The organism is Ralstonia insidiosa (assembly GCF_008801405.1).
GTDB classification, from domain to species: domain Bacteria; phylum Pseudomonadota; class Gammaproteobacteria; order Burkholderiales; family Burkholderiaceae; genus Ralstonia; species Ralstonia insidiosa.
Window position 1 is genome coordinate 219579 of the sequence record NZ_VZPV01000001.1, and the last position, 23905, is coordinate 243483.

General features: G+C 63.7%; 24 protein-coding genes. 14 read left to right on the top strand and 10 right to left on the bottom strand.

Going from position 1 to position 23905, the window contains the following annotated elements; genetic code table 11:
• Nucleotides 1-12: 12 nt before the first annotated feature.
• Nucleotides 13-915, top strand: a complete 903-nt coding sequence (gene rsmI / locus F7R11_RS01075; protein WP_064805651.1) for a 16S rRNA (cytidine(1402)-2'-O)-methyltransferase — start codon at nt 13-15, stop codon at nt 913-915.
• Here the strand turns inward: rsmI and F7R11_RS01080 are convergent.
• The gene (locus tag F7R11_RS01080; protein WP_064805653.1) at nt 912-1646 is read right to left on the bottom strand and encodes a septal ring lytic transglycosylase RlpA family protein; all 735 of its coding nucleotides are present in this window, start codon (nt 1644-1646) and stop codon (nt 912-914) included. The genes rsmI and F7R11_RS01080 overlap by 4 nt on opposite strands.
• Nucleotides 1647-1847: 201 nt before the next feature.
• On the opposite strand from F7R11_RS01080, the gene F7R11_RS01085 reads away from it, so the two are divergent.
• From F7R11_RS01085 to F7R11_RS01095, 3 genes are all read left to right on the top strand, one after another.
• Complete coding sequence (locus tag F7R11_RS01085) at nt 1848-2504, top strand: MBL fold metallo-hydrolase (RefSeq protein ID WP_021197214.1); 657 nt, start codon at nt 1848-1850, stop codon at nt 2502-2504.
• The gene (locus tag F7R11_RS01090; RefSeq protein WP_021197213.1) at nt 2501-3208 is read left to right on the top strand and encodes a 3'-5' exonuclease family protein; all 708 of its coding nucleotides are present in this window, start codon (nt 2501-2503) and stop codon (nt 3206-3208) included. The genes F7R11_RS01085 and F7R11_RS01090 overlap by 4 nt, the downstream gene beginning before the upstream one ends.
• Before the next feature lie 274 nt (nt 3209-3482).
• Nucleotides 3483-3746, top strand: coding sequence for a hypothetical protein (locus F7R11_RS01095; RefSeq protein ID WP_048935619.1), 264 nt, complete (start codon nt 3483-3485; stop codon nt 3744-3746).
• A 127-nt stretch (nt 3747-3873) separates the two neighbouring features.
• Here F7R11_RS01095 and arsC read toward each other — a convergent pair whose 3' ends face one another.
• From arsC to alc, 4 genes are all read right to left on the bottom strand, one after another.
• On the bottom strand, nt 3874-4224 hold the full coding sequence (arsC, locus tag F7R11_RS01100; protein ID WP_021197211.1) for an arsenate reductase (glutaredoxin): 351 nt from the start codon (nt 4222-4224) through the stop codon (nt 3874-3876).
• A 162-nt stretch (nt 4225-4386) separates the two neighbouring features.
• Nucleotides 4387-5664 carry a M20/M25/M40 family metallo-hydrolase gene (locus tag F7R11_RS01105; RefSeq protein WP_064805655.1) on the bottom strand — a complete coding sequence of 426 codons (1278 nt, stop codon included), beginning with the start codon at nt 5662-5664 and terminating at the stop codon, nt 4387-4389.
• A gap of 83 nt (nt 5665-5747) precedes the next feature.
• The gene (locus F7R11_RS01110) at nt 5748-6287 is read right to left on the bottom strand and encodes an ureidoglycolate lyase (RefSeq protein ID WP_064805657.1); all 540 of its coding nucleotides are present in this window, start codon (nt 6285-6287) and stop codon (nt 5748-5750) included.
• A complete protein-coding gene (gene alc, locus F7R11_RS01115; protein WP_021197208.1) occupies nt 6284-7294 on the bottom strand; it encodes an allantoicase in 1011 nt (336 codons plus the stop codon). The genes F7R11_RS01110 and alc overlap by 4 nt, the downstream gene beginning before the upstream one ends.
• Before the next feature lie 345 nt (nt 7295-7639).
• Between alc and F7R11_RS01120 the strand changes: the two genes are divergently transcribed.
• Genes F7R11_RS01120 through F7R11_RS01130 form a run of 3 tightly spaced genes read left to right on the top strand, consistent with a single transcriptional unit; the run spans nt 7640 to nt 10308 of the window.
• Complete coding sequence (locus tag F7R11_RS01120) at nt 7640-8980, top strand: C4-dicarboxylate transporter DctA (RefSeq protein ID WP_064805659.1); 1341 nt, start codon at nt 7640-7642, stop codon at nt 8978-8980.
• Nucleotides 8981-9017: 37 nt separating this feature from the next.
• A complete protein-coding gene (locus tag F7R11_RS01125; RefSeq protein ID WP_031330086.1) occupies nt 9018-9713 on the top strand; it encodes a GntR family transcriptional regulator in 696 nt (231 codons plus the stop codon).
• A 7-nt stretch (nt 9714-9720) separates the two neighbouring features.
• Nucleotides 9721-10308, top strand: coding sequence for an IMPACT family protein (locus tag F7R11_RS01130; RefSeq protein ID WP_064806485.1), 588 nt, complete (start codon nt 9721-9723; stop codon nt 10306-10308).
• On the opposite strand, the gene F7R11_RS01135 is transcribed toward F7R11_RS01130, so the two are convergent.
• From F7R11_RS01135 to F7R11_RS01145, 3 genes are all read right to left on the bottom strand, one after another.
• Complete coding sequence (locus tag F7R11_RS01135; protein ID WP_064805661.1) at nt 10305-10631, bottom strand: helix-turn-helix domain-containing protein; 327 nt, start codon at nt 10629-10631, stop codon at nt 10305-10307. The two genes, F7R11_RS01130 and F7R11_RS01135, sit on opposite strands and share 4 nt — an antisense overlap.
• Complete coding sequence (locus tag F7R11_RS01140; protein WP_064805663.1) at nt 10615-10869, bottom strand: type II toxin-antitoxin system RelE family toxin; 255 nt, start codon at nt 10867-10869, stop codon at nt 10615-10617. Before F7R11_RS01140 ends, F7R11_RS01135 begins: the two co-directional genes overlap by 17 nt.
• A gap of 130 nt (nt 10870-10999) precedes the next feature.
• Nucleotides 11000-11911 carry a LysR family transcriptional regulator gene (locus F7R11_RS01145; RefSeq protein WP_064805666.1) on the bottom strand — a complete coding sequence of 304 codons (912 nt, stop codon included), beginning with the start codon at nt 11909-11911 and terminating at the stop codon, nt 11000-11002.
• A gap of 346 nt (nt 11912-12257) precedes the next feature.
• Here F7R11_RS01145 and gcl point away from each other — a divergent pair, with 346 nt between their 5' ends.
• The 4 genes from gcl to pyk all read left to right on the top strand — a co-directional run bounded on the left by gcl (nt 12258) and on the right by pyk (nt 17972).
• On the top strand, nt 12258-14033 hold the full coding sequence (gcl, locus tag F7R11_RS01150) for a glyoxylate carboligase (protein ID WP_064805668.1): 1776 nt from the start codon (nt 12258-12260) through the stop codon (nt 14031-14033).
• A gap of 43 nt (nt 14034-14076) precedes the next feature.
• Nucleotides 14077-14859, top strand: coding sequence for a hydroxypyruvate isomerase (gene hyi, locus F7R11_RS01155; protein ID WP_064805670.1), 783 nt, complete (start codon nt 14077-14079; stop codon nt 14857-14859).
• A gap of 115 nt (nt 14860-14974) precedes the next feature.
• Complete coding sequence (gene glxR / locus F7R11_RS01160) at nt 14975-15886, top strand: 2-hydroxy-3-oxopropionate reductase (protein WP_064805671.1); 912 nt, start codon at nt 14975-14977, stop codon at nt 15884-15886.
• A gap of 613 nt (nt 15887-16499) precedes the next feature.
• Entirely contained in the window at nt 16500-17972 is a 1473-nt protein-coding gene (gene pyk / locus F7R11_RS01175; protein WP_031330083.1) for a pyruvate kinase, read from the top strand.
• Between the two features lie 6 nt (nt 17973-17978).
• Here pyk and hemN read toward each other — a convergent pair whose 3' ends face one another.
• Entirely contained in the window at nt 17979-19463 is a 1485-nt protein-coding gene (gene hemN / locus F7R11_RS01180) for an oxygen-independent coproporphyrinogen III oxidase (RefSeq protein WP_064805672.1), read from the bottom strand.
• Nucleotides 19464-19701: 238 nt separating this feature from the next.
• On the opposite strand from hemN, the gene F7R11_RS01185 reads away from it, so the two are divergent.
• The 3 genes from F7R11_RS01185 (at nt 19702) to F7R11_RS01195 (ending at nt 21515) form a co-directional block, all read left to right on the top strand.
• Nucleotides 19702-20814, top strand: a complete 1113-nt coding sequence (locus F7R11_RS01185) for an ABC transporter substrate-binding protein (protein ID WP_064805673.1) — start codon at nt 19702-19704, stop codon at nt 20812-20814.
• Nucleotides 20815-20894: 80 nt separating this feature from the next.
• Nucleotides 20895-21119: an AbrB/MazE/SpoVT family DNA-binding domain-containing protein gene (locus tag F7R11_RS01190; protein ID WP_064805674.1), complete on the top strand. Its 225-nt coding sequence runs from the start codon at nt 20895-20897 to the stop codon at nt 21117-21119.
• Between the two features lie 3 nt (nt 21120-21122).
• Entirely contained in the window at nt 21123-21515 is a 393-nt protein-coding gene (locus F7R11_RS01195; protein ID WP_064805676.1) for a type II toxin-antitoxin system death-on-curing family toxin, read from the top strand.
• A gap of 255 nt (nt 21516-21770) precedes the next feature.
• Here the strand turns inward: F7R11_RS01195 and F7R11_RS01205 are convergent, their stop codons facing one another.
• Nucleotides 21771-23891, bottom strand: a complete 2121-nt coding sequence (locus tag F7R11_RS01205; protein ID WP_064805678.1) for a UvrD-helicase domain-containing protein — start codon at nt 23889-23891, stop codon at nt 21771-21773.
• Nucleotides 23892-23905: the final 14 nt, after the last annotated feature.

Below are 23905 nucleotides of genomic sequence, written 5' to 3' on the forward strand. Positions count from 1 at the left end.
AGAGAAGTTCTTGTGAGTGATCCTGACTGGACCCTGCTGGCGCACGACCAGCACTATCCCGCCGGCGCATTATATGTGGTGGCCACCCCCATCGGGAACGCCGCCGACGTGTCGCTGCGGGCGCGGTATGTGCTCGGCATGGTCGATGCGGTGGCCTGCGAGGACACGCGCAACACCGGGCAATTACTCAATCGCCTGGGGCTGTCGCGGCCGATGCTGGCAGCGCATGAGCACAACGAGCGCGAGGCTGCGGCACGCATCGTCGCGCGTCTGGCGCAGGGCGAGCGCATCGCCTACGTGTCGGATGCGGGCACGCCGGGCGTCTCCGACCCCGGCTCACGCATCGTCGAGGCCGTGCGCGCAGCCGGGCAGCGCGTGATTCCGCTGCCGGGCGCGAGCGCGGTGGTGACGGCGCTGTCCGCCGCCGGCGAATTGCTCGACACGTCGGGCGGGCAATTCACCTTCGTTGGTTTCCTGCCGCCCAAGGCCGGGCAGCGCGATGCGGCCATCCGTCAATGGGCGGCGCACGAGCCGGCATGGGTGCTGTATGAAGCGCCGCATCGCATCGATGCCACGCTCGCCGCGCTGGCCGAACATCTGCCGGCGCGGCGCCTGCTCATCGGTCGCGAGTTGACCAAGTTGTTCGAGCAGATCGTCGTGTTGCCTGCGGCCGAAGCACCGGCCTGGCTGGCTGCCGATGCCTCGCACAGCAAGGGCGAATTCGTTCTGGTGGTGGAAGGTGCAGGCGCGCAGGACGCGGCCCCGACGGCGATGGCCGCAGATCAAGTGCTGCGCCTGCTGCTGGCCGAATTGCCCGCCAAGCGCGCCGCCAAGCTGGCTGGGGCGATCACGGGTGCGCCGGTCGACGCGCTGTATCAAAGCGCGCTGGCATTGAAAAACGACGGGAAGGATTAACGACGCGTTTTTGCGCGGCGCTTGGTCGCCTTTTTCTTCGGCGGTGCCGGCTCGTCGGCGCCGACGTCGGCGTCGCCATCATTGCTGGCGAGGTCGGTCTGCGTGAGTTCCGGGCGCAGTGCTTCGACTTCCGCGCGCGACAGGCGACGGATCTCCACCTGCGTTGAACCACGCTTGACGAAATCCAGGCGCTTGGCCGCGGCGTACGACACGTCGAGGACGCGCCTGCCGTGGTAGGGGCCACGGTCTGTCACCTTGGCCACGACTACGCGGTCGTTGGAGAGGTTGCGCACCAGCACCCAACTCTGCAGCGGCAGCGACGGATGCGCCACCGTGAAGGCGTTCATATCGAAGCGCTCACCGCTGGCCGTGCGGCGACCGTGGAACCCGCGGCCATACCAGGATGCGACGCCGCGCTGCTCGAACGTGCCAAGGTCTGCGCGCAGACCCGGTTCGGTATTGGCGTTCTCGTCGAGCTTGAGGCTGCTGGAATCCGGCACGCTGCGGAACGACAGCGCACCCCAGGCATCCGGGTTGTCACGCACGTCCGGCACCTTCAGCGCAGGCGCGGCTGACTTGTCGGCATTGGCCGCATTGAGCGGATTCTGCGGGGGCTCCCCCGGCACGGCAGCACAACCCGCCAACACCAGCAAAGCGGTGCCGTGCGTCAGCCAGGCACGCAGCGTGCGGCCGGCCGGAAGGCTGGAGAACATGGGGGAAAGCTTGAGCATGGGCGCGAGTCTAACATGCACGCCCTCCTCGATTATTTACATTTCCTATTAAAACGGTCGCATCATGCAGGCATCTTGCATGAACTTTGTAATATTTTCCGCCGGATGTAACAGAGCGCCCCGCCAGCCCAATGCTGGCGCGGGCTTGGGCCGTTACAATTGCCTTGTTCCGTCTTCGCACGAAAGTGCGTAAAAAACCACATGAAAGTCGTTGTCGTCCCCGTTACGCCGTTTGAACAGAACTGCACGCTGCTGATTGGCGACGATGGTGCTGCTGCCGTCACCGACCCCGGCGGCGACATCGAACGCATCCTGGCCGCCGCCCAGCAGCATGGCGCGCGCATCGAAAAGATCCTGCTCACGCACGGCCACGTCGACCACTGCGCCGCTGCCGATGCCCTGCGCACGCAACTCGGCGTGCCCATCGAAGGCCCGCACAAGGACGAAGCCTTCTGGATCGACCAGCTCCCGATGCAGAGCCAGCGCTTCGGCTTTCCGCCGGCCAAGGCGTTCGTGCCGGACCGCTGGCTTGACGATGGCGACACCGTGGAAGCTGCTGGCCGCACGCTGCAGGTCTTCCATTGCCCGGGGCACACGCCCGGCCACGTGGTGTTCTTCAGCGCGGAAGACCGCATCGCCATCGTCGGCGATGTGCTGTTCGCGGGCTCGATCGGCCGCACGGACTTCCCGCGCGGCAACCATGCAGACCTGATCCACGCGATCCGCACCAAGCTCTGGCCGCTGGGCGATGACGTCACCTTCGTGCCGGGCCACGGGCCGGTCTCCACCTTTGGCGATGAGCGCGCAACCAACCCGTACGTTGCCGATCGCCTGTTTGCCAACGAAGGCACGTCATGAGCGACGACACCAGCGATACCAACGACACGTTCGCCGATACCGCGCCTGCGGCCCCAGCAGACAAACCCCGCCGCAAGCGCGGCAACCAGCCGCCTGACACGCGGCCCGAGATCTACGTCAGCACCGACATCGAAGCCGATGGGCCCATCCCCGGGCCGCATTCGATGCTGAGCTTTGCGAGTGCCGCATACCTCGCCGACAAGACGCTCATCGGCACGTTCGAAGCGAATCTCGAAACGCTGCCCGGTGCACAGGGGCACCCGATCCAGATGCAGTGGTGGCAAACGCAGCCAGAGGCCTGGGCTGCGTGTCGCAAGAATCTCGAAGCGCCCGAAGTGGCTTTGCCGCGCTACGTCGAATGGGTCGAGAGCCTGCCCGGCAAGCCGGTGTTCGTGGCGTTTCCGGCGGGGTTCGATTTCACGTACATGTTCTGGTACATGATGCGGTTTGCCGGGCGCTCGCCGTTCGGCTGGGCGGCGCTCGACATCAAGACGCTGGCCTTTGCGCTTACGGGCTTGCCGTATCGGCGCAACGTCAAGGCGGCCTTTCCCGAGCACTGGCACGACCCGCTGCCGCACACGCATGTCGCGCTGGATGATGCGAAGGAGCAAGGCGCCCTCTTCTGCAACATGCTCGCTGAACTGCGTGTGCGAGAAGCCGAGCACGCGGCAATACAAACGGCCCTGCACAGCGCGCAAGACTGAGCGCCGCTCACATCACGCATTTCGCGAAGAGCCGCAGTCCGTTTGCGTTTTGCCCGCGTGATCCGCGCACCATGACGCAACGCAACTTGCGGCGCCGCAAACCCGCGTCTACGCTGGGCTTGTGCGAGGCGACCAGACGACTGCGCCACCCGGCGCCGACAAGCAAAGCCACTCGCATACGCCATTTGCTTGTCGTATCGTTTTCGGGCCGCACGTACCCCCGACGCCGGTGCGTGCCGGCGTCGGCTATCAGCTAACGACGGGAGGTGCCGCGATGCGATTTTCCCGTGACGCGTTTGATACGCAACACTTGCGAGCGATGACGGAGCGCTTGCATTGGCATCGCAAAACAACCGCGAAGGCGATCCCGTTGAGCGCGCACACGCATCTGCATCGTGCCCGCGGCGACGAGAGCGACGACGCGGAAGTGATGAAGGTCACAGTGGTTTCCACCGCTGTGGCGCTGGCAGTGGTGCTGGTAGCCCTGCTGGCAGTTGGATTCGGGTCAGAAATGGCCCGATGGATGGGCCTGGAATGATCCGGTGCCCTTGCGCGTCTTGACGGACGCAGCCCCGGCCCTCGCGCAAGGCGATACGGCCACCCCTGAACGGCCTGTCCGATGGAAATCGGCAGGCCGTTCAACTTTTGGGGCGCGGGCGTTTGCGTTACTTCAAGAACGCGTCGAGGGCTTCGGGCGTACGGCCGATGGTGGCCTTGCCGTCGCGCACGAGCACGGGACGCTGCAGCAGCTTCGGGTGTTCTGCAATTGCCTTGAGCAGCGCATCGTCTGAGGCGGCGGCCAGGTTGAGTTGCGCGTACTCGTCTTCGTTTTCACGCACCAGGCTGCGCAACGGGGTGTCGAGCTGCTTGGCGAGGGTCTTCAACTCGGCCAGCGTGGGCGGCGTTTTCAGGTACTCGATGACTTCGAGCGATTCGCCCTGCTTTTCGGCAAAAGCCTCAGCCTGTTCAAGCGCGGTGCGTGATTTGGAGCAGCGGGGGTTGTGATAGATCTGCATGGTCGAGATGGCTGACGGGTGCTTGGAGGTGCCATCTTAATGGGTTGGTGTGGTGGAGGACTTCGCCTCTCGCTAAGAGGGGGTTCGTCGAGTTTGACCCTGACGCCCCAAAGCAAAAAGGGCTGGCAAACGCCAGCCCTATCCAAAACGCAACGGTGATGATCAAGCGCCGCCGAGTAATTCCGCCACCGCACAACCCACCACCACCGTGGCACCACGCAAGTCATTGAGGCGCAGGTTCTCGTCGGTGTTGTGGCCGCGTGCTTCCATCAGCGTGCGCGGCCCAGCGCCATACAGAACCGTCGGCACACCATACGCCGTGTAATGCCGCGCATCGGTGTACAGCGGCACACCATGCACCGGCACATCCCCACCAAATACCGCCAACGCATTGCGCCGCAGCGCACCGGTCAGCGTTTCCACGCCCGGTAGTTCAGCCAGCGGCGCGGCCAGCAGAATGCGTTCAACCGACACCGCAATCCCCGGCCGCTCCGCCGCTGCACGCTCAATCACCGCACGCAGTTCGCCTTCAGCATCACGCCCTGCCTCTTCGGGAATCATCCGACGGTCGATGCGGAAGGTCACCAGATCGGGCACCACGTTGGTGTTGATGCCACCCTGGATCAGGCCGACGTTGAGCGTCGCATGATCAATGCCCGAGACGCTCGACGTGCGCGTTGCGAGTTCGGCGCGATACGTATACACCGCCTGCAGGATGTGCGTCGCGGCCTCGATGGCGTCGATGCCCGTGTGCGGCATGGCAGCGTGCGCCTGCTTGCCGCGCACCGTCACCTGCACGTGCAAACAGCCGTTGTGCGCCGAGGTGATGCCATACGCAAACCCGGCCGAGATGGCGTAGTCGGGCTTGGAGAGGCCTTGATCCAGCAGCCACTTCGGGCCGATGTTGCCACCGGTTTCCTCGTCGTACGTGAAATGCAGTTCCACCGTGCCGTTGAGCTTGGCACCGCGCTTCTCCGCCTCAATCAGCGCGAGCAACGCCCACGTGTAAGTCGCGAAGTCCGACTTGGACACCGCCACGCCACGGCCAAACATCGTGGGGCCGTGTTCGGTCTCGACGATCTCGCCGCCGTACGGGTCGTGCGTCCAGCCCAGGCCGGGCGGGACGACATCGCCGTGCGCATTCATGGCGATGGTGGGGCCGCCGTTGCCGAACGTGTGCCGCACGATCAGATTGGTGGCGCTGACCATGCCGACAGCACGCACCTGCGCCTCCGGCACGGCATGTGCCTCGACGGTCAGGCCCAGTGCCTCCAGCAGCGCCTTGGCGCGTGCTGCGTGCGGCGCGCAGTCGCCGGACGGGTTGTCCGACGGCACCTTCACCAGCTCGCGCAGAAACTCGGTTTGGCGACCGTGTGCGGCCTCGACAAACGCTCGAATGTCCGCACCGATGCCGGCGGTGGTGAGTTGAGCCTGAGTCATGTCGATGGTCTCCTTGTAGGTTCTAGAAGTGACTGAGCCCCCGTTGTGCGGGGGCCCAAGGTTGTCACTGATTCAGGGGAGGCTTACTGCGCGGCTTGCATCGCCTCGGCAGTCAACCACACCGATTCCGGCAAGTCCTGCTCGTCGCAGTTGTGGCCTTCGCCGCCGCGGTCGACGACGAGGAAATCGCTCACCTCGCCCAGTGCCAGCAGCGGGTGATGCCACACGCCACGTGCATAGTTCACGCCCTGCCAGCCGTGCGAGACGAACGCGCGCAGCTTGCTCGGGTCCAGCTCGCCGGCCGGCGCCACGACCACCAGGTAGGGCTTGTCGTTCTGCGGGATGAAGGCCTGGCTGCCACGCGGGTGGCGCTCCAGCATCTTCACCTCGAACGGCAGCGTGCGCGGCTGGCCACGGAACAGGCTGATCAGCGCCCGGCCACCCTCGCCCACATCCACGTTGGCGAGGTCATGAAAGCGGATGGTCGTGCCCTGGTTGATGGGGAACTGCTTACACCCCTCCAGCTCGATCACGTCGCCGAACGGCGCGAACGCTTCGCGCGTGAGCGGCTCGATGGTCAGTGCAATGCGAGGGTTGGCAACTGCAGCGGTGTCTTGGCTCATTCCAGTACCCCCCACAGACGCAGGCGCGACACACCACCGTCCGGGAACATGTTGAAACGCACGTGCGTGACGATGCCCAGATCCGCGATTTCCGCTTCGTAGTAGTGCTGCAGGTCCATCTGCAGCTTCTGCTCGGGCAGCAGCGTCTGCCAGAACATCGCTTGCGTCTTCAGCGAGCTGTCGGTGCCGCCCACCACGCGTGCTGCCTGGATGGACACGCGGTCGGCAAAGTTGCCCTTGAAGTGCGCGGTGTCGACTTCGATCTTGCGGATGCGGCCCGGGTGTGCCAGGGCGATCACGCACCAGTCGTTGCCCGGCTCGCGGCGGCGGCGCGTTTCCCAGCCGTCGCCCATGTTCACGCCACGGCCCGGCATCAGCATGCGCGAGGCCGGCCCGAAGTGTTCGTTGTTGGCTTCGACCACGTAGGCGCCGTTTTCCATGGCAGCCAGGTCGATCAGCTTGGTGCGGTCAGCGCCCTTCCAGTCGACTTGCGGCTGGCCGTACACGCGCAGGCGGGCAATACCGCCGTCCGGGAAGATGTTCACGCGCAGGTGCGTGAAAGCGCCGGTGTTGGTCACGGCCACGTAGGCGTGGCTGTTGCCTTGCAGCGTGGTCGACGGAACGATTTCGGTCCACTGCGTGGCATCGGTCGGCTCGCCGTCCGGCAGGTAGGCGGCTTCAATGGACGCGGCCGGCGGGAAGTTGCCGGTGAAGTGGCTGGTGTCGATATCCACACCCTTCACGACGCCCGGACGGGCCAGCTTGACGATGCAGTGGTCGTAACCGCCGTTGCGGCGACGGCGCGTTTCCCAGCCGTCCATCCACTTGCCGTGGTCGTCGTACTTGCCGGGGATGAAGACAGCCGGCTCGGGGTTGAGCATGCGGTCTTTCGGCGCGAAGAATTCGTCGGTCGCAAACGTGGCCACGGCACCCAGGCGCGGATCGGCCAGGTTCGGATAGCGTCGGGTGAAATCAGGGGCGTTGGGATCGAGCGTAGGCAGCGCCATGGGAAAACTCCTTGGTGTTTGTCTCTGGATGTTATACGGCACGCCCATCGAACAAAAACGGCGAGTAAGAACACTCGAAACTATGGCGACGGGAACACCGGAAGTGCAGTGTAAATGGCGGAACCACAAGGGTTCGCGGGACTGCATGAACCGATGCTAGCATGTGAATTCAAAAATTGCATACAAAAATTGGATCGCCTATGATGCCGTCACCGCCCAACAATTCGCGACAACAATTTGTTGCGGTGCGATGAGCAAAAACAAAGCCGTGACGACAATCGCAATAGACCGAATTAGACGATTGGGCAGGGCTTGAGACACCTGAAATCCAAAGGAGGATTCACCATGCAACGCTTTACGCGCCCGTTGTTCGGGCAGGTTTTGATTGCCCTAGCAATCGGTATTGCGCTGGGCGTCTGGGCGCCAGAATTTGCACAGAAACTGCAGCCGCTCGGCGACGGCTTTCTGAAGCTCATCAAGATGCTGATCGCGCCGATCGTGTTCTCGGTGGTGGTGGTCGGCATCTGCGGCGCCGGCGAACTGAAGAAGGTTGGGCGCGTAGGCGGCAAGGCCGTCATCTACTTCGAAGTGGTTACGACGATTGCGCTGGCGCTAGGCATTGCGCTGGCCTACGTGTTCGGGCCGGGCCACGGCATGAATGTCGACCCGAAGACGCTCGACCCGGCGGCCATGGCGTCGTACATGACGACGGCCAAGCAGGTGGAGTCGACCGGCGTGGCCGCGTTCTTCCTCAAGTTGATCCCAGATACGTTCGTCAGCGGCTTTGTGAAGGGCGACATCCTGCAGGTGCTGCTGGTGTCGATCCTGTTCGGTTGCTCGCTGTCGCTGCTGGGTGAGCGCACCAAGCCGCTGGTTTCGTTCATCGATCAGCTCTCGCATGTGCTATTCCGCATGATGGCGGTGATCATCCGCCTGGCGCCGCTGGGCGTGCTGGGTGCGGTGGCCTTTACCGTAGGCAAGTACGGTGCGGGCTCGCTCAAGCAACTGGGCTTCCTGGTGCTGCTGTTCTATGCGGCCGTGGCGATCTTCGTGGTGGTGGTGCTAGGCACGATCCTGCGCGTGGCGGGTTTCAACATCTTCAAGCTGATCCGCTTCCTGCGCGCTGAACTGCTGGTGGTGCTGGGCACGGCCTCGTCCGATGCTGTGCTGCCGTCCATCATGAACAAGCTGGAGAAGATGGGCATCAAGCGCTCGGTGGTGGGTCTCGTCATCCCGACCGGCTACTCGTTCAACCTCGATGCGTTCTCGATCTACCTGACGCTGGCCGCGGTGTTCATCGCCCAGGCCACCAACACGCCGCTGGCCTTCCAGGATCTGCTGCTGATCCTGGGCGTGGCGCTGATCACCTCCAAGGGCGCGCACGGCATTCCGGGGTCGGCCATCGTGATTCTGGCGGCCACCCTGTCGGTCATCCCGGCCATTCCGGCCGTGGGCCTGGTGCTGGTGCTCTCTGTCGACTGGTTCATCGGGATCGCCCGCGCGCTGGGTAACCTGATCGGCAACTGCGTGGCCACGGTGGTGATTGCAGCCTGGGAGAAAGACATCGACCGCGTGCGTGCCAATGCGGTGCTGGACGGCAAGATCGACATCACCGAAGAAGGCGAGGCGATTGCGCATGGCCATGCCGCCCCGGCCGCCGCAGCGCACACCCTGCCGCATGCCTGAAGCCGGCATCCTGTCGGACGGCGGTAAAATTGGCACCATGACCGAAACCACCGCCGCCGATATCTCCTCCGAAGGCATTGCCGACGACATCGCCCAGGCGATCGTCGCGCATCGGCTGCCTCCGGGCACCAAGCTGCGCGAAGAGGCGCTGGCGAAGGTCTACGGCGTCAGCCGCACCAAGATTCGCGCGGCGCTGTTGATGCTGGCCAAGGACAAGCTGATCCGCATGGAGCCCGACCGCGGCGCCTTCGTGGCCAAGCCGGACGAGACCGAGGCGCGCGAGGTGTTTGCCGTGCGCCGCGTGCTGGAGGTGGCGCTGGTGCGCGAGTTCATCGCGAAAGCCACCCCCGCCGATTACAAGCGGCTGGAAAAACACCTGGCCGAAGAGCACCACGTGGCCGCCAGCGGCAACCTTGCCGACGTGCCGCGCCGTAACCGCCTGATGGCCGACTTCCACCTGCTGCTGGCCGACGTGGTCGGCAACAGCGTGCTCAAGGAGATGCTGCGCGAGCTGTCCGCCCGCAGCTCGGTCATCACGATGATGTACCAGTCCACCTACGACGCCGTGCGCTCGTCCGACGAGCACACCGCCTTCCTGGAAGCCGCCAAGCGCGGGGACGTCGAAGGCGCCATCGCCCTGATGGAAGAACACATGGCGCACACCGAGGCGTCACTCAAGTTCGAATCGCCGGGTGGTCGGGCAACAGACCTCGTTGCCGCCCTCCTCGCCTGACACGCGCGTGCCGACGTACACGCTGCGCGCGCCAGTCTCTGTCGAGCTGGAAATCAAGAAGAGCCGTTTCATTGGATGGGCCGTGCCGGTCGAGGACCGCGCCGCTGCCATGGAGGTCGTGGCACGCCTGCGCGCTGAGCATCCCGCAGCTACGCATGTCTGTTGGGCGTTATTGGCCGGCGGGCAATCCGGTATGTCGGATGACGGCGAACCCTCTGGTACCGCTGGGCGGCCAATCCTCGAAGTGCTGCGCCATCACGACCTGGACAGCACGCTGGGCGCCGTGGTGCGTTACTTCGGTGGCGTGAAGCTGGGCGCGGGCGGTCTCGTGCGTGCCTATACCGATGCCATTGCCTCCGCGCTCATGCAAGCCGAACACGTGGAGCGCATCGCCCGCACCACTCTCACCCTGGTTACTGATTATGCCGATGAGGCGCGTATCCGGCGGTGGATCGATGATGGTGGCTATGCGTTGCTTGATGCGGCTTACGATGCGGGTGTCACGCTCACGGTGCGCCTGCCGGTAACGGATGAAGCCGAGGCGCGCATCACGCTGCGGGATTTGACGCAGGGGCGCGTCATCATCGCGAGCTAGAAATCCAGTTGCTCCGGAAGAATGCCAAGTGCCCCTGCGATCTTTTCGCGGGATGACTTGCGCAACCTGTCGCTGTTCTCCTGCTGTGCGTAGGCAGGCTGCGAAATGCCCAGACGTTTTGCAATCTCGGCCTGCGTCAGGCCCAGGTGCTCACGCCAAGCACGGGCCGGCGAAGCGCCTTCGATTGTGCGTTCGATGACCCCATGCGGAATCAAGTCTCGGGCTTCGGCACGCTCCGCGAGGTAGTCGGCATAGGGAATGACGACGAACGCCGGCGAGCCGTCCGGACCGTTGATGATCTGGATGTTAGTAGGTGCGTTCATCACGTTTCCTCACTTCTTGGATGTCGACCACGCGGATGTCGCCATCCCAGTCGAAGAGCACGCGGTAGTTGCCGACACGCAGTCGGTAGCCGTACTGGTGTTCAACCAATGCCTTGACGTTCTGGCACGCCGGCATGGTGGCAAGCCCGCCCACCGCGCGCACGACCACTTGCTGTTGTGGTCGATCCAGCTTCCGAAGTTGCTTGGCAGCCCGTGTTGTCCATTGGATCGCATTCATGATGCGACCAGCGAACGATTTATAAGTTTATAGTATTTTTTATACGTTTTCATCGGCGGGGCTCACATGGCGTGCTAGCCCGCCATGATTCCCAGCGACCCGCGTCGCGTCGATCAGACCGCGCCTTGACTTAACTGCCGCGCGACCAATACCCCGCCTGCGCATACACCGCCTTCAGGTGCTCAATAAAGAACCGAATCTTTGCCGGCACCGGCCGCTGCTGCGGGTACACGGCGAGGATGTCGTAGTCCGGCAGCGCGTAGTCATCCAGCACCGTCATCAGCGCGCCGGATTCCAGCTCGGGTTGGATCTCCCAGGTTGAGCGCCAGCCCAAACCCAGGCCCTCGCCCATCCAGCGGTGCAGCAATTCACCATCGTTGCAGTCGAGGTTGCCGTTGACTTTGATGGTGACGGCCTTGCCGTTCTGCTGGAAGTACCAGCCGCGCTGTTGACCGCCCTGCAGGTTGAAGGCCAGGCAATTGTGCCGCTCCAGATCGTCCAGCGTGCGCGGCACGCCGTGCTTGGCGAAGTACGCCGGCGTGCCGCACACCACGCGCTTGTTCGACGCCAGACGGATCGCCACGAAATTCGGATCGATCGCGCCGCCGATGCGGATGCCGACGTCGTAGCCCTCGCGCACGAGGTCGACCACGCGGTCGGTCAGGTTGAACGAGCAGCGCACATCGGGGTTGGCGCGCAGGAAGTCCGGCGCGTGCGGCGCGACGTGCTTGCGGCCGAACGCGGCCGGCGCGGACACGATCAGGTGCCCCGTCGCCTTGTGGCGGCCTTCGGCCACCAGCAGCTCGGCGCGGTCCAGCTCGCCCAGCGCTTTCTTGCACTGTTCCATGAACACGGCGCCCTGCTCTGTCACGGCAATGCGGCGCGTGGACCGGTGCAGCAGCTTCACGCCCAGTCGCGCCTCCAGCGCGTTGATGCGGCGGCCGATCATGACGGGCGTCACGTCCTGCGTGAGCGCGGCGGCGGCCATGCTGCCGTGTTCCACCACGGCGATGAACGCTTCGATCTGCTTGAGCTTGTCCATTCCATCATTCCAGTTCGCAATGTCTGACCATTTTATGGAGGATTCCATATGCGGATTGGTGCTATCCAGCGCATATCACCTATGACGAATGACTGAAATGACTGTCAGTGATGTGATCGATGGTTACGCGCGGCCTTGAGTTTTTGCGCCGCACAAAGTCGCGTGAATTTGGCTTGGTGACAGGCATCTCCGGCTGATTCCCTGGCCTCGGATTGCTGCGGTACGCAAAACCATTCGATACGAGAGGTTCGCAATCAACTGACGAAAGCTGCGTTTATCCATATCGGCATGCGGGAATAGGATCAGCTCAACCCTATTCCCACCTTCCCCTTCCTGGAGACACACCATGCCGAAGATGAGAGCGATTGATGCCGCAGTTGCGGTGATGGAAAAAGAAGGCATCACCACCGCCTTCGGCGTGCCTGGTGCCGCCATCAACCCGTTGTACTCGGCCCTGCGTAAGGCCGGCAACATCAGCCACGTGCTGGCTCGCCACGTTGAAGGCGCTTCGCACATGGCCGAGGGCTATACCCGTGCCGAACCCGGCAATATCGGCGTGTGCATCGGCACCTCGGGCCCCGCAGGCACCGACATGATCACCGGCCTGTACTCGGCCTGGGCGGATTCGATTCCCATCCTCTGCATTACTGGCCAAGCGCCGCGCGCGCGCCTGTACAAGGAAGACTTCCAGGCCGTCGACATCGAATCGATCGCCAAGCCGGTCACCAAGTGGGCCGTCACCGTGCGTGAGCCGGCGCTGGTGCCGCGCGTGTTCCAGCAAGCGTTCCACCTGATGCGCTCGGGCCGCCCGGGTCCGGTGCTGATCGACCTGCCGTTCGACGTGCAAGTCGCCGAGATCGAATTCGACATCGACACCTACAGCCCGATGCCGGTGTACAAGCCCGCGGCTACGCGTGCCCAGGCTGAGCGCGCCATCGAGATGCTGTGCGCAGCCGAGCGCCCGCTGCTGGTATGTGGCGGCGGCGTGATCAACGCCAATGCCGACAAGCTGATGGTCGAGTTTGCCGAGCTGGTGAACGTGCCTGTGGTTCCGACCCTGATGGGCTGGGGCGTGCTGGCCGACGACCACCCGCTCAACGCCGGCATGGTCGGTCTGCAAACGTCGCACCGCTACGGCAACGCCACACTGCTGGCGTCGGACTTCGTGTTCGGCATCGGCAACCGCTGGGCCAACCGCCACACGGGTAGCGTCGACGTCTACACGAAGGGCCGCAAGTTCATCCACGTCGATATCGAACCGACCCAGATCGGTCGCGTGTTCGGCCCGGACCTGGGCATCGTGTCGGACGCTGGTGCCGCGCTGGAGAAGTTCATCGAAGTCGCCCGCGAGCTGAAGGCCGCAGGCAAGCTGCCGTGCCGCAAGTCGTGGAACGCCGACGTGCAGAAGCGCAAGCGCACGATGCTGCGTCGCTCGGACTTCGACAACGTGCCGGTCAAGCCGCAGCGTGTGTACCGCGAGATGAACCAGTACTTCCCGCGCGATGTGCGTTACGTGTCGACGATCGGTCTGTCGCAGATCGCCGCTGCGCAGTTCCTGTCGGTCAACCAGCCGCGCCACTGGATCAACTGCGGCCAGGCCGGCCCGCTGGGCTGGACGATTCCCGCCGCGATCGGCGTGAAGGTGGCTTCGCCCAACAGCGACGTGGTCGCCATCTCGGGTGACTACGACTTCCAGTTCATGATCGAAGAGATGGCGGTGGCCGCGCAGTTCAAGGTGCCGTACATCCACGTGGTGGTGAACAACTCATACCTGGGCCTGATCCGCCAGGCACAGCGCAACTTCGACATGGACTACTGCGTCCAGCTCGCCTTCGACAACGTGAACTCGCCGGAACTGAATGGCTACGGCGTCGACCACGTGAAGGTGGTGGAAGGCCTCGGTTGCAAGGCGATCCGCGTGTTCAAGCCGGAAGACATCGAACCGGCCTTCGCACAGGCTCGCAAGCTGATGGCTGAGTTCTCGGTGCCGGTGATGGTGGAAGTGATCCTCGAGCGCGTGACCAACATCGCCATGGGCACCGAGATCGACAACGTGGTCGAGTTTGAAGAAGTGCTCGACCTGGAAGACACCCTCACGGAAGCCGAAGGCGCCACCGCATAAAGACGGCGCGCTGTTCCCTCACCGTCCGATAACAGGAGAAACCATGACAAAGCTGGCAGCCAACCTGACCATGCTCTTCAACGAGCAGGCCTTCCTCGACCGCTTCGAAGCCGCCGCGCGTGCGGGCTTCCGTGGCGTGGAGTTCCTGTTCCCCTACGCGTTTCACGCAGACCAGATCGCCGACAAGCTGAACACCTACCAACTGGACCTGGTGCTGCACAACCTGCCGGCCGGTAACTGGGACGGCGGCGAGCGTGGCATTGCCATCCTGCCGGATCGCGTGGGTGAGTTTCAGGAAGGCGTGGGCGAAGCCATCAAGTACGCCAAGGTGCTCGGCGTGAAGCAGCTCAACTGCCTGGTGGGGATTCGCCCGGAAGGCGTGAGCGAAGACGCTGCGCGCAAGACGCTGGTGGAGAACCTGAAGTTTGCAGCGAAGGCGCTGAAGGCCGAGAAGATTGATCTGCTGGTCGAGCCGATCAACACGTTCGACATTCCCGGCTTCTACCTGAGCCGCACGCAGCAGGCGCTGGACCTGATCAACGACGTGGATGCGTCCAACCTGTACGTGCAGTACGACATCTATCACATGCAGCGGATGGAAGGCGAAGTGGCGAATACGCTCAAGCGCCATCTGGACAAGATCAAGCATGTGCAACTGGCCGACAACCCGGGCCGCAACGAGCCGGGCACGGGCGAGATCAACTACCAGTTCCTGTTCCGCTGGCTGGATGAGATTGGCTACAAGGGCTGGGTCGGCTGCGAGTACAAGCCCAAGGCCGGGACCGTGGAAGGTCTGGGCTGGCGCGCCGCGCATCACGTCGCCTGATTTTCTGTTCGCCTTGACCCGGTGGGTGCGTTCATCGCTCCCCGGGGGCTAAAGAAGGTGGGCCACCGGCCCGCCTGTCAAACCACTCACATTTAAACCAAGGAGATCCCTCACCATGGCAAACGCACTCAACCTCGGTTTCATCGGTCTCGGCATCATGGGCGCGCCCATGGCAGGCCACCTGCGCGCCGCGGGCCACACGCTGTTCGTGCACGACGTCAACCCGGCACCGGCCGCATTGGTGGAAGCTGGCGTGACGGTCTGCACGAGCGCCGAGGAAGTCGCCAAGCGTGCCGACATCATCTTCGTGATGGTGCCGGACACCCCGCACGTTGAGGCCGTGCTGTTCAGCGAAAAGGGCGTCGCCAAGGCGCTGAAGGACGCAGGCAAGGATGCGGCTGCCAACAAGATCGTCGTCGACATGAGCTCGATCTCGCCGATCGCTACCAAGGACTTCGCTGCACGCATCAACAAGACTGGCGCGCAATACCTGGACGCGCCTGTGTCGGGCGGCGAAGTGGGCGCGAAGGCTGCCTCGCTGACGATCATGGTCGGCGGTGAACAAGCTGCGTTCGACCGCGTGGTGCCGCTGTTCCAACTGATGGGCAAGAACATCACGCTGGTAGGCGGCAATGGTGACGGCCAGACCACCAAGGTAGCCAACCAGATCATCGTGGCGCTGAACATCCAGGCCGTGTCGGAAGCGCTGCTGTTTGCATCGAAGGCTGGTGCGGACCCCGCAAAGGTGCGCCAGGCGCTGATGGGCGGCTTTGCCAACTCGCGCATTCTGGAAGTGCATGGCGAGCGCATGGTCAAGCGTACGTTTGATCCGGGCTTCCGTATCGAACTGCACCAGAAGGATCTGAACCTGGCGCTGCAGGGTGCGAAGGCGCTGGGCGTGGCACTGCCGAACACGGCGACGGCGCAGGAGCTGTTCAACACCTGTGCTGCCAACGGTCTGGGTAAGCAGGATCACTCGGCGCTGTGCCGGGCGATTGAGATCATGTCGAACCACGACATTGCCTGATATTGCTTTGTGGCGGGGATGGACTTTGGTTTTTGTGTTGTTGGTTCATCCCTCATTTCATCCCCTGCCGGGGCTGACTCACTTTCTTTGTCTTGCCAAAGAAAGTAAGCAAAGAAAGGCGCGCCCGAGATGGCGACTTCCCCTTGAATTTATGTCGCAAGGAGGGGAAGGGAAAAACTCGCTTCGCTCAGACAGTTTCCCTTCCTTTTTCCTCCTTGCGACAGAAATTCAAGGCGCCATCAAGGGCAGGAACGTCAAAGGCCAAACCATCGAGGCACAACCGCAGTAGTAGTAAGCACAAGCAGCAGCAAATCGCAGCAAACCACAAGAGCCACTAGGGCATACAGACCAACGGTTTGTTTTGCCCCTGCCCTAGATGGCGCCTTGAATTTTTGTAAGCGGGCGGAAAAAAGACGGGGAACTGTTTGAGCGCAGCGAGTTTTCCCCGTCTCCGCCCGGTTACGAAAATTCAAGGGATGGGTCGCCATCTTGGGCGCGCCTTTCTTTGCTTACTTTCTTTGGCAAGACAAAGAAAGTGAGTCAGCCCCGGCAGGGGATGAAATGAGGGATGGACCACCCAGGTCCAAACAACAACCCACCGGAGCCATCCAAAGTGCGCCGCTTCCGCAACACCAAAATCCTCGCCACCCTCGGCCCCGCCAGCAGCGACAAGGACACCATCCGCGCCCTCTTCGACGCCGGCGCAGACGTCTTCCGCCTGAACTTCAGCCACGGCTCGCACGAAGACCACCGCAAGCGCTACGACACCGTGCGCGCGGTGGAAGCCGAGACCGGCCGCCCCATCGGCATTCTGGCCGACATGCAAGGCCCGAAGCTGCGCATCGGCACGTTTGCCGAAGGCCGCGTCGTGCTCAAGAACGGCGACCGCTTCGTGCTCGACCGCGACCCGACGCCGGGCGACGTTACCCGCGTGCACCTGCCACACCCCGAGCTGTACGCCGCCACCGCACCGGGCCAATCGCTGCTGCTCGATGACGGCAAAATCCGCCTGGCCGTGGAAGCCGTCGACCCAACTGCCATCGTCACGCGCGTGGTCGACGGCGGCCCGCTGTCGGATCGCAAGGGCGTGAATGTGCCCGACGCGGTGATCCCCATCCCCGCACTCACCGAGAAAGACCTGCGCGACCTCGAGTTCGCCCTGTCACTGGGTGTGGACTGGATTGCACTGTCGTTCGTGCAGCGCGCCGAAGACGTGATCGCCGCACGCGAGATCATCGGCGACCGCGCCGGCCTGCTCTCCAAGATCGAGAAGCCTGCGGCGCTGCTGCACCTGGAAGACATCGTGCAGGCCTCCGACGCGCTGATGGTGGCGCGTGGTGACCTGGGCGTGGAGCTGCCGCCCGAGCGCGTGCCCGGCGTGCAAAAGCGCATCCTGCGTATCGCGCGCCAGCACGGCAAGCCGGTGGTCGTGGCCACGCAGATGCTGGAATCGATGATCGAGGCGCCGGTGCCGACGCGCGCCGAAGCGTCCGACGTGGCCACCGCCGTCTACGACGGCACGGATGCCGTGATGCTGTCGGCTGAATCGGCCAGCGGCAAGCACCCGGTGGCCGCGGTCAGCATCATGAACCGCATCATTGCCGAGACCGAGCGCGATCCGCTCTACCGCAACCTGATCGACGCACAACACCAGGCCCCGCTGCCGACGCGCCAGGACGCCATCTGCGCGGCGCTGCGCGACGTGACGCATATCCTGGGCGCAGTGGCCACGGTCACCTACACGTCCAGCGGCAAGACCAGCCTGCGCGCCGCGCGTGAACGGCCGCTGGCACCCATCGTGAGCATCACGCCGCGCCTGGATACGGCGCGCCGTCTGGCGATCACCTGGGGCGTGCACAGCACCGTGAGCGCCGACGTGCACAGCGTGGATGAAATGGTGGATGCGGCCTGCCGCGCCGCTGCGCGTGAAGGCTTTGCCGTGTCGGGCGACCAGATCGCCATCACGGCGGGCATGCCGTTTGGTCAGGCTGGGTCGACCAACCTGCTGCGTCTAGCCGAAGTCTGGCCGCAGACCGTCGCGACCGCGCAAACGGAAACGACTGCGCAGGAACCGGCAACGGCTTAAGGTCGATCAGACCACCTTGGAGTAGCGCGGAACGAAGGCGACAGGCTTGCCCTGCGCCTCGACCGCGCGCTCGGTGCCAACGGTACGCAGATGCGCGTCGAACACCATCGCGATACGCCGCACCAGCAACCTTCCTTGTGGCGTGATGAGGATGAGCTCGTCGCCCACCTTCACCAGGCCGGCTTCTTCCAGCGGCGCCAGCGCCTCCAGCTCATCGGCAAAGGTGCGCTTGAAGTCCAACCCATGCGCCGCGCCAAACGCGCGCATGTCCAGTTCGAACCCGCACATCAGTTCGCCAATCAGCGCACGCCGCACGTGGTCGTCCGGCGTGAGCGACAGGCCGCGCAGCACCGGCAGCTCGTTGGCATCGATGCGCGCGTAGTACGCGTCGAGGTCCTTCTCGTTCTGCGCATACACATCGCCCACGCGGCTGATGGCGGACACGCCAAAGGCCAGCAGATCACAATCGGCATGCGTGGAATAGCCCTGGAAATTGCGCTGCAGGCGCCCTTCGCGCTGCGCAATCGCCAGCGCGTCATCCGGCCGCGCGAAGTGGTCCATCCCGATATAGACATAGCCTGCGTCCACCAGACGCTCCACCGTCATCGCCAGCAGGTCGAGCTTCTCGTCGGCGGTGGGCAGCGCGAGCAAGTCGATGCGGCGTTGCGGCTTGAACAGGTGCGGCAGGTGCGCATAGCTGTAGACAGACAGCCGATCCGGCGCCATCTCCAGCACGCGATCCAGCGTGGCGTTGAAGGTCTCGGTACGCTGATGCGGCAAACCGTATATCAGATCGAAGCTGATCGATTCAAAACCGAGGCGGCGCGCACTGTCCACCACGCGGCGCGTGTCTTCCACGCTCTGGATGCGGTGGACGGCGCGCTGCACCTCCGGATCAAAGTCTTGAATGCCAAGGCTGGCGCGATTGAAGCCGAGTTCGGCCAGCACCTCCAGCGTGGCATCGTCTGCATGGCGCGGGTCGAGTTCGACGGAGATTTCCGCGTCGGGCATCAGATCGAAATGCGTACGCGTGGCGGCCATCACGGCGCGCATCTCACCGTGCGTGAGGAAGGTGGGTGTGCCACCGCCCCAGTGCAGTTGCGTCACCCGGCGCAGCGGGCCGACATGCCCGGCCACGAGCGCCATCTCCTGCGCCAGGGCGCGGATGTAGCGCGCACTGCGCGAGTGGTCCTTGGTGATGACCTTGTTGCAGCCGCAGTAGTAGCAGAGGTTCGCGCAGAACGGCAGATGCATGTACAGCGACAACGGCGCATGCAGCGCTGGCGCAATCGCGGCGCGGCGGTGCAGTGCATCGAGGTAGGCCGCGTTGCTGAAGCCGTTGTGGAAACGGTCCGCTGTGGGGTACGACGTGTAGCGCGGGCCGTGCGTATCAAAGCGCTGCGCCAGCGCACGTACTTGCGGTGCAGACCAACGGAAGGCGGCGTCATTGGCGGCCGCATCCTCGGCGGCCGGTTGGGCAAAGGGGAACATGGGGCGTGGGGTGCGAGGGCGATGGTTGATGCTATGCCTGCGCTATCGGCGGCGCGTTGATATGTGTCAACGTCGGTCAATGCGGGTTCAAACGCGCCAATCCCTCCATCAGGAGGGGCTGAACTTCACTGATCTGTCACGTTGCACTGTCTAACATCGGCGATTGGCGCGCACCCGGCCTGCCAGGCTGATCACAACAAGAACAACGCGCCGTCGATTCGTCTTTGGGGGAAGCATGATGTGGCAGACACTGGCACGCCGCTGCGCGTGCGCATTCGCCTGCGCAACCGCCGTTGTGACGCTGACGGCGCATGCGCAAGGCAATACCACCTTCGTTGTCGGACAGTTGGTCGAGCGCGGAGGCGCCCAGGCCGACTACGCGCGCGACTTCATGGCCGGCGCCAAGGTCGCGTTTGATGCGGCCAACCTGAGTGGTGGCATCAAGGGCCGGCGCATCAGCCTGATCCGCCGCGACGTCGAACAACCCGAAGCGGTGCCGCAGGCCATCGACATGATCGAGCGCGATCGCGTGGAAGTGCTCTTTGGCGTGAGTGAGCGCCTGTTGCCCGCGCTGACCGCGTCTGCGGAGATCGCGCGGCGCAATGTGCCGCTGCTGGCACCGCTCTCGGGCGCCACGTCCACGTCCGACAACGTCTGGTTCATCCGCCCCGACTACGACCACGAGATCGTCGCCGCCCACAACCGCCTGCGCCAGTTCGGCATGCGGCGCATCGCGCTGGTCACCACTGCGGGGTTCGATCCGCAACTAGGCGCGCGCCTGCGCAACACGCTGGCAGCCACACCGCCCGCCAAGGGGGATGCTGCCGAGACGCTCGATCTCTACACCCTGACGGGCGATCCGGGTGAACTGGCCGCACGCATCGCCCCCACCAAGCCGACTGCCATCATCGTCGCGGGCGACACCCTCGCCTACGCCAGCGTCGGCCGTGCGCTGGCCCAGCACGGATGGTATGGCTTCCTGGTCGGGCTCTCCTCGGTCAATCCGCAGGTGGCGCGTGAAATTCTCGGCACCGGCTACAGCGGCGGCATGCTGCTCGCGCAGACCGTACCCAACCCTGCCGTCGGCAACACGAAAATCACGCGCGAACACATCGCACGCATGAAGCAGTTTCTGGATGAGCCGCCCTCAGGGGCAACGTTGTCGGGTTATATCGCCGCCACGTATCTGATTCAGGCGATGAATGCGGTGGGTGGCAAAGCGGCCGGGGCTGAGTTGCGGCGCGCGCTGCACACGCGTGCGGATGTGGGGGGATTTACCTTGGATTTCACTCGGGGGAATCGGGGGAGTGAGTTTGTGGATTTGAACTACATCCAGGGGACGGGGAATTAGGGGGGCCTAGCACGATCATCTGAGCCGTCAGATGTTATAACCAGCGTTATAATGCAGCCGTATATCTGCTGGAGGCGCGCATGCCCACGCTCAAACTCACCACGGTCGGCAACTCCGTCGGCGTTATCCTGCCGCGCGAGTTACTGGCCAAGCTCCGCGTCGACAAAGGCGACAGCCTGTACGTGGTTGAAACGCCCGAAGGCATCGAACTGACGCCCTACCGCCCCGACTTCGCCGCGCAGATGGACGCGGCAGAAGACCTCATGCGCGAGAACCGCGACGTTTTGCGCAAGCTGGCGCAGTAAGACATGGCAGAACCGATTTGGGTGCTCGACGCCGTGGTCGATGCGGTGCACAAGCGCCAGCTCGCCGAACACGGTGGCGCAGCAGGGGTTCGGGATGCGGGCCTGCTCGCATCTGCACTGGCTCGCCCCCGCCACCTATTCGCCTATGCAGAAAACGGTGTTTCTCTCACGCAACTGGCCGCGGCCTACGCATTCGGCATCGCGCGCAACCATCCCTTCGTTGACGGCAACAAGCGCACGGCGTTCGTTGTCTCGCTGCTGTTTCTGCGCTTGAACGGCTATGCCGTCACAGCTTCACAGGAAGCCAAGTACGAGACGTTCCTGGCCTTGGCAGATGGAAGCCTGAGCGAAGTCACACTCCAACAATGGCTGGAGCAACACTGCGAACCCGCTTGAGGTGCCTGTCACCCGCAGCATCCCGACGGTTTGGCCGTTCCTGCCCTAGATGGCGCCTTGAATTTCTGTGAGCGGGCGGAAAAAGGAAGGAGGCTTGTCTGAGCGAAGCGAGTTTGCCTCCTTCCCCGCACGGTCACACAAATTCAAGGGGGTGTCGCCATCTCGGGCGCGCCTTTCTTTTGCTTGGCAAGACAAAGAAAAGTGAGTCAGCCCCGGCAGGGGATGAAATAGGGGATGGACCAAAAGCAAAAAAAATCAGGAAACCACCGGCTTCTTGGCCGACAACAACCCCTTCAACGCCCCCAACCGATCCTTAGGTGACATCGCCGGCATCGAATCCTCGGGCGTCGGCCCGGCATCATCACCAAGCTTCATCTCCGCGATATATCGTGACGGCTCACACACCACCGTTTCCCGCGCCCGCTTACGCTTCTTGCACCAACTGATATGCAAGCTGCGCTGCGCCCGCGTAATCCCCACGTACATCAGCCGCCGCTCTTCTTCGATCTTCTCGTCGGTCAAGTCGTCGTCCTCACGGCAGTGCGGCAGGATGCCCTCCTCCACGCCCACCAGAAACACGTGCGGATACTCCAGCCCCTTGCTCGCATGCAGCGTTGAAAGGCGCACCGCATCCGGGTCCTCTTCCCGGCCTTCGAGCATGCTGATCAGCGCGATGGTCTGCGTGAGTTCCAGCAGGTTCTTGCCTTGGTCCATCAAACCATCGGCATTGTCGAAACCGGTGGCCTCTTCGCTGTCTTGTTTCTCGGGCTTGGTGCCCTTGCGCTTGAGCCAGTCCACAAACTCCAGCACGTTGGTCCACTTGTTCTGGGCCTGGCGCTCGTCGTAGGTGTCGTACAGGTAGGCCTCGTAGTGGATGCCGCCCATCATCTCGTCGAGCAGCGTGGCGGCGGGCTCCTTGGCGGCGCGGTCTGACAGCCGCACGATGAACTCGCAGAACACGCGCAGCGGTTCCAACTGGCGCGGTGCGAGTTGCCCTTCAATGCCGCCCATCATCGCTGCCTCGAACAATGACACCTTCGCCTGCCCCGCGAACGCGCCCAGCACTTCCAGCGTCGCATTGCCCACGCCGCGCTTGGGCGTGGTGATGGCGCGGATGAACGCGGGGTCGTCATCGGCATTGGCAATCAGCCGCAGGTACGCACACAAGTCCTTGATCTCGGCCTTGTCGAAAAAGCTCTGCCCGCCCGAAAGCACATACGGAATGCGCTCACGCCGCAGGATTTGCTCGAACAGCCGCGCCTGGAAGTTGCCGCGATACAGGATCGCGTAATCGCGAAACTGCGCGCGGCGCTCGAACTTGTGCGCGGAGAGCTTGAAGACCACGCTCTCGGCCTCGTGCTCTTCATCGTTGGCGCTGGTGACGTTGATGGCATCGCCCATGCCGTGCTCGCTCCACAGCGTCTTCTCGAACAGCTTCGGGTTCTGCGCGATGACCGCGTTGGCCGCATTCAGGATGCGCACCGTGGAGCGGTAATTCTGCTCCAGCTTGATCACCTTCAGGTTCGGGAAATCCGTCTGCAGCAGCTTGAGGTTGTCGAGCGTCGCACCGCGCCAGCCATAGATGGCCTGGTCGTCATCACCCACCGCCGTGAAGGCCGGCGCACGCAGGTGCGAACCACCCGCCAGCAGCTTCAGCAGCTGGTACTGGCAGGCGTTGGTGTCTTGGTACTCATCGACGAGGAAGTAGCGCAGGCGGTTCTGCCACTTCAGGCGCACCTCCTCATTGCGCGCGAACAGCTCGGCGGGAATGCGGATCAGGTCATCAAAGTCCACCGCCTGATACGCATGCAGCGTGGCGACGTAGTTGCGGTAGACCAGCGCGGCCTGGTGTTCATCGACGTTGTTGTTGGCGAGCGCTTCGGCAATCGCGGTTTCCGGTTCGACGAGACCGTTCTTCCATAGCGAGATCGTGCTCTGCACGCGGCGGATCAGTTGCTTGTCGGTGGTCGCCAGCTGCTCCTGGATCATGCCGAAGCAGTCGTCCGAATCCATGATCGAGAAGCGCGGCTTGAGGCCCACGTGCTCGGCCTCCGCACGCAGGATCTGCACCCCCAGCGAGTGGAACGTACACACCGTCAACTGCTTGATGGGGATGCGCTTGCCGTCGGCGCGCGTCTGGCCATCCATCAGCTTGGCCACGCGCTCCTGCATTTCCTTGGCCGCCTTGTTGGTGAACGTGACGGCGGCGATGTGCTTTGGCTCGAAGCCCTTGTCGAGAATCAGGTGCGCGATCTTCTGCGTGATCACGCGCGTCTTGCCGGAGCCCGCGCCGGCCAGCACCAGGCACGGGCCGTCGAGGTAGTGCACACCTTCGGATTGGGCAGCGTTGAGCCCGTGGGCGAGACCAGAGGACATGGGGACAGGCGGAG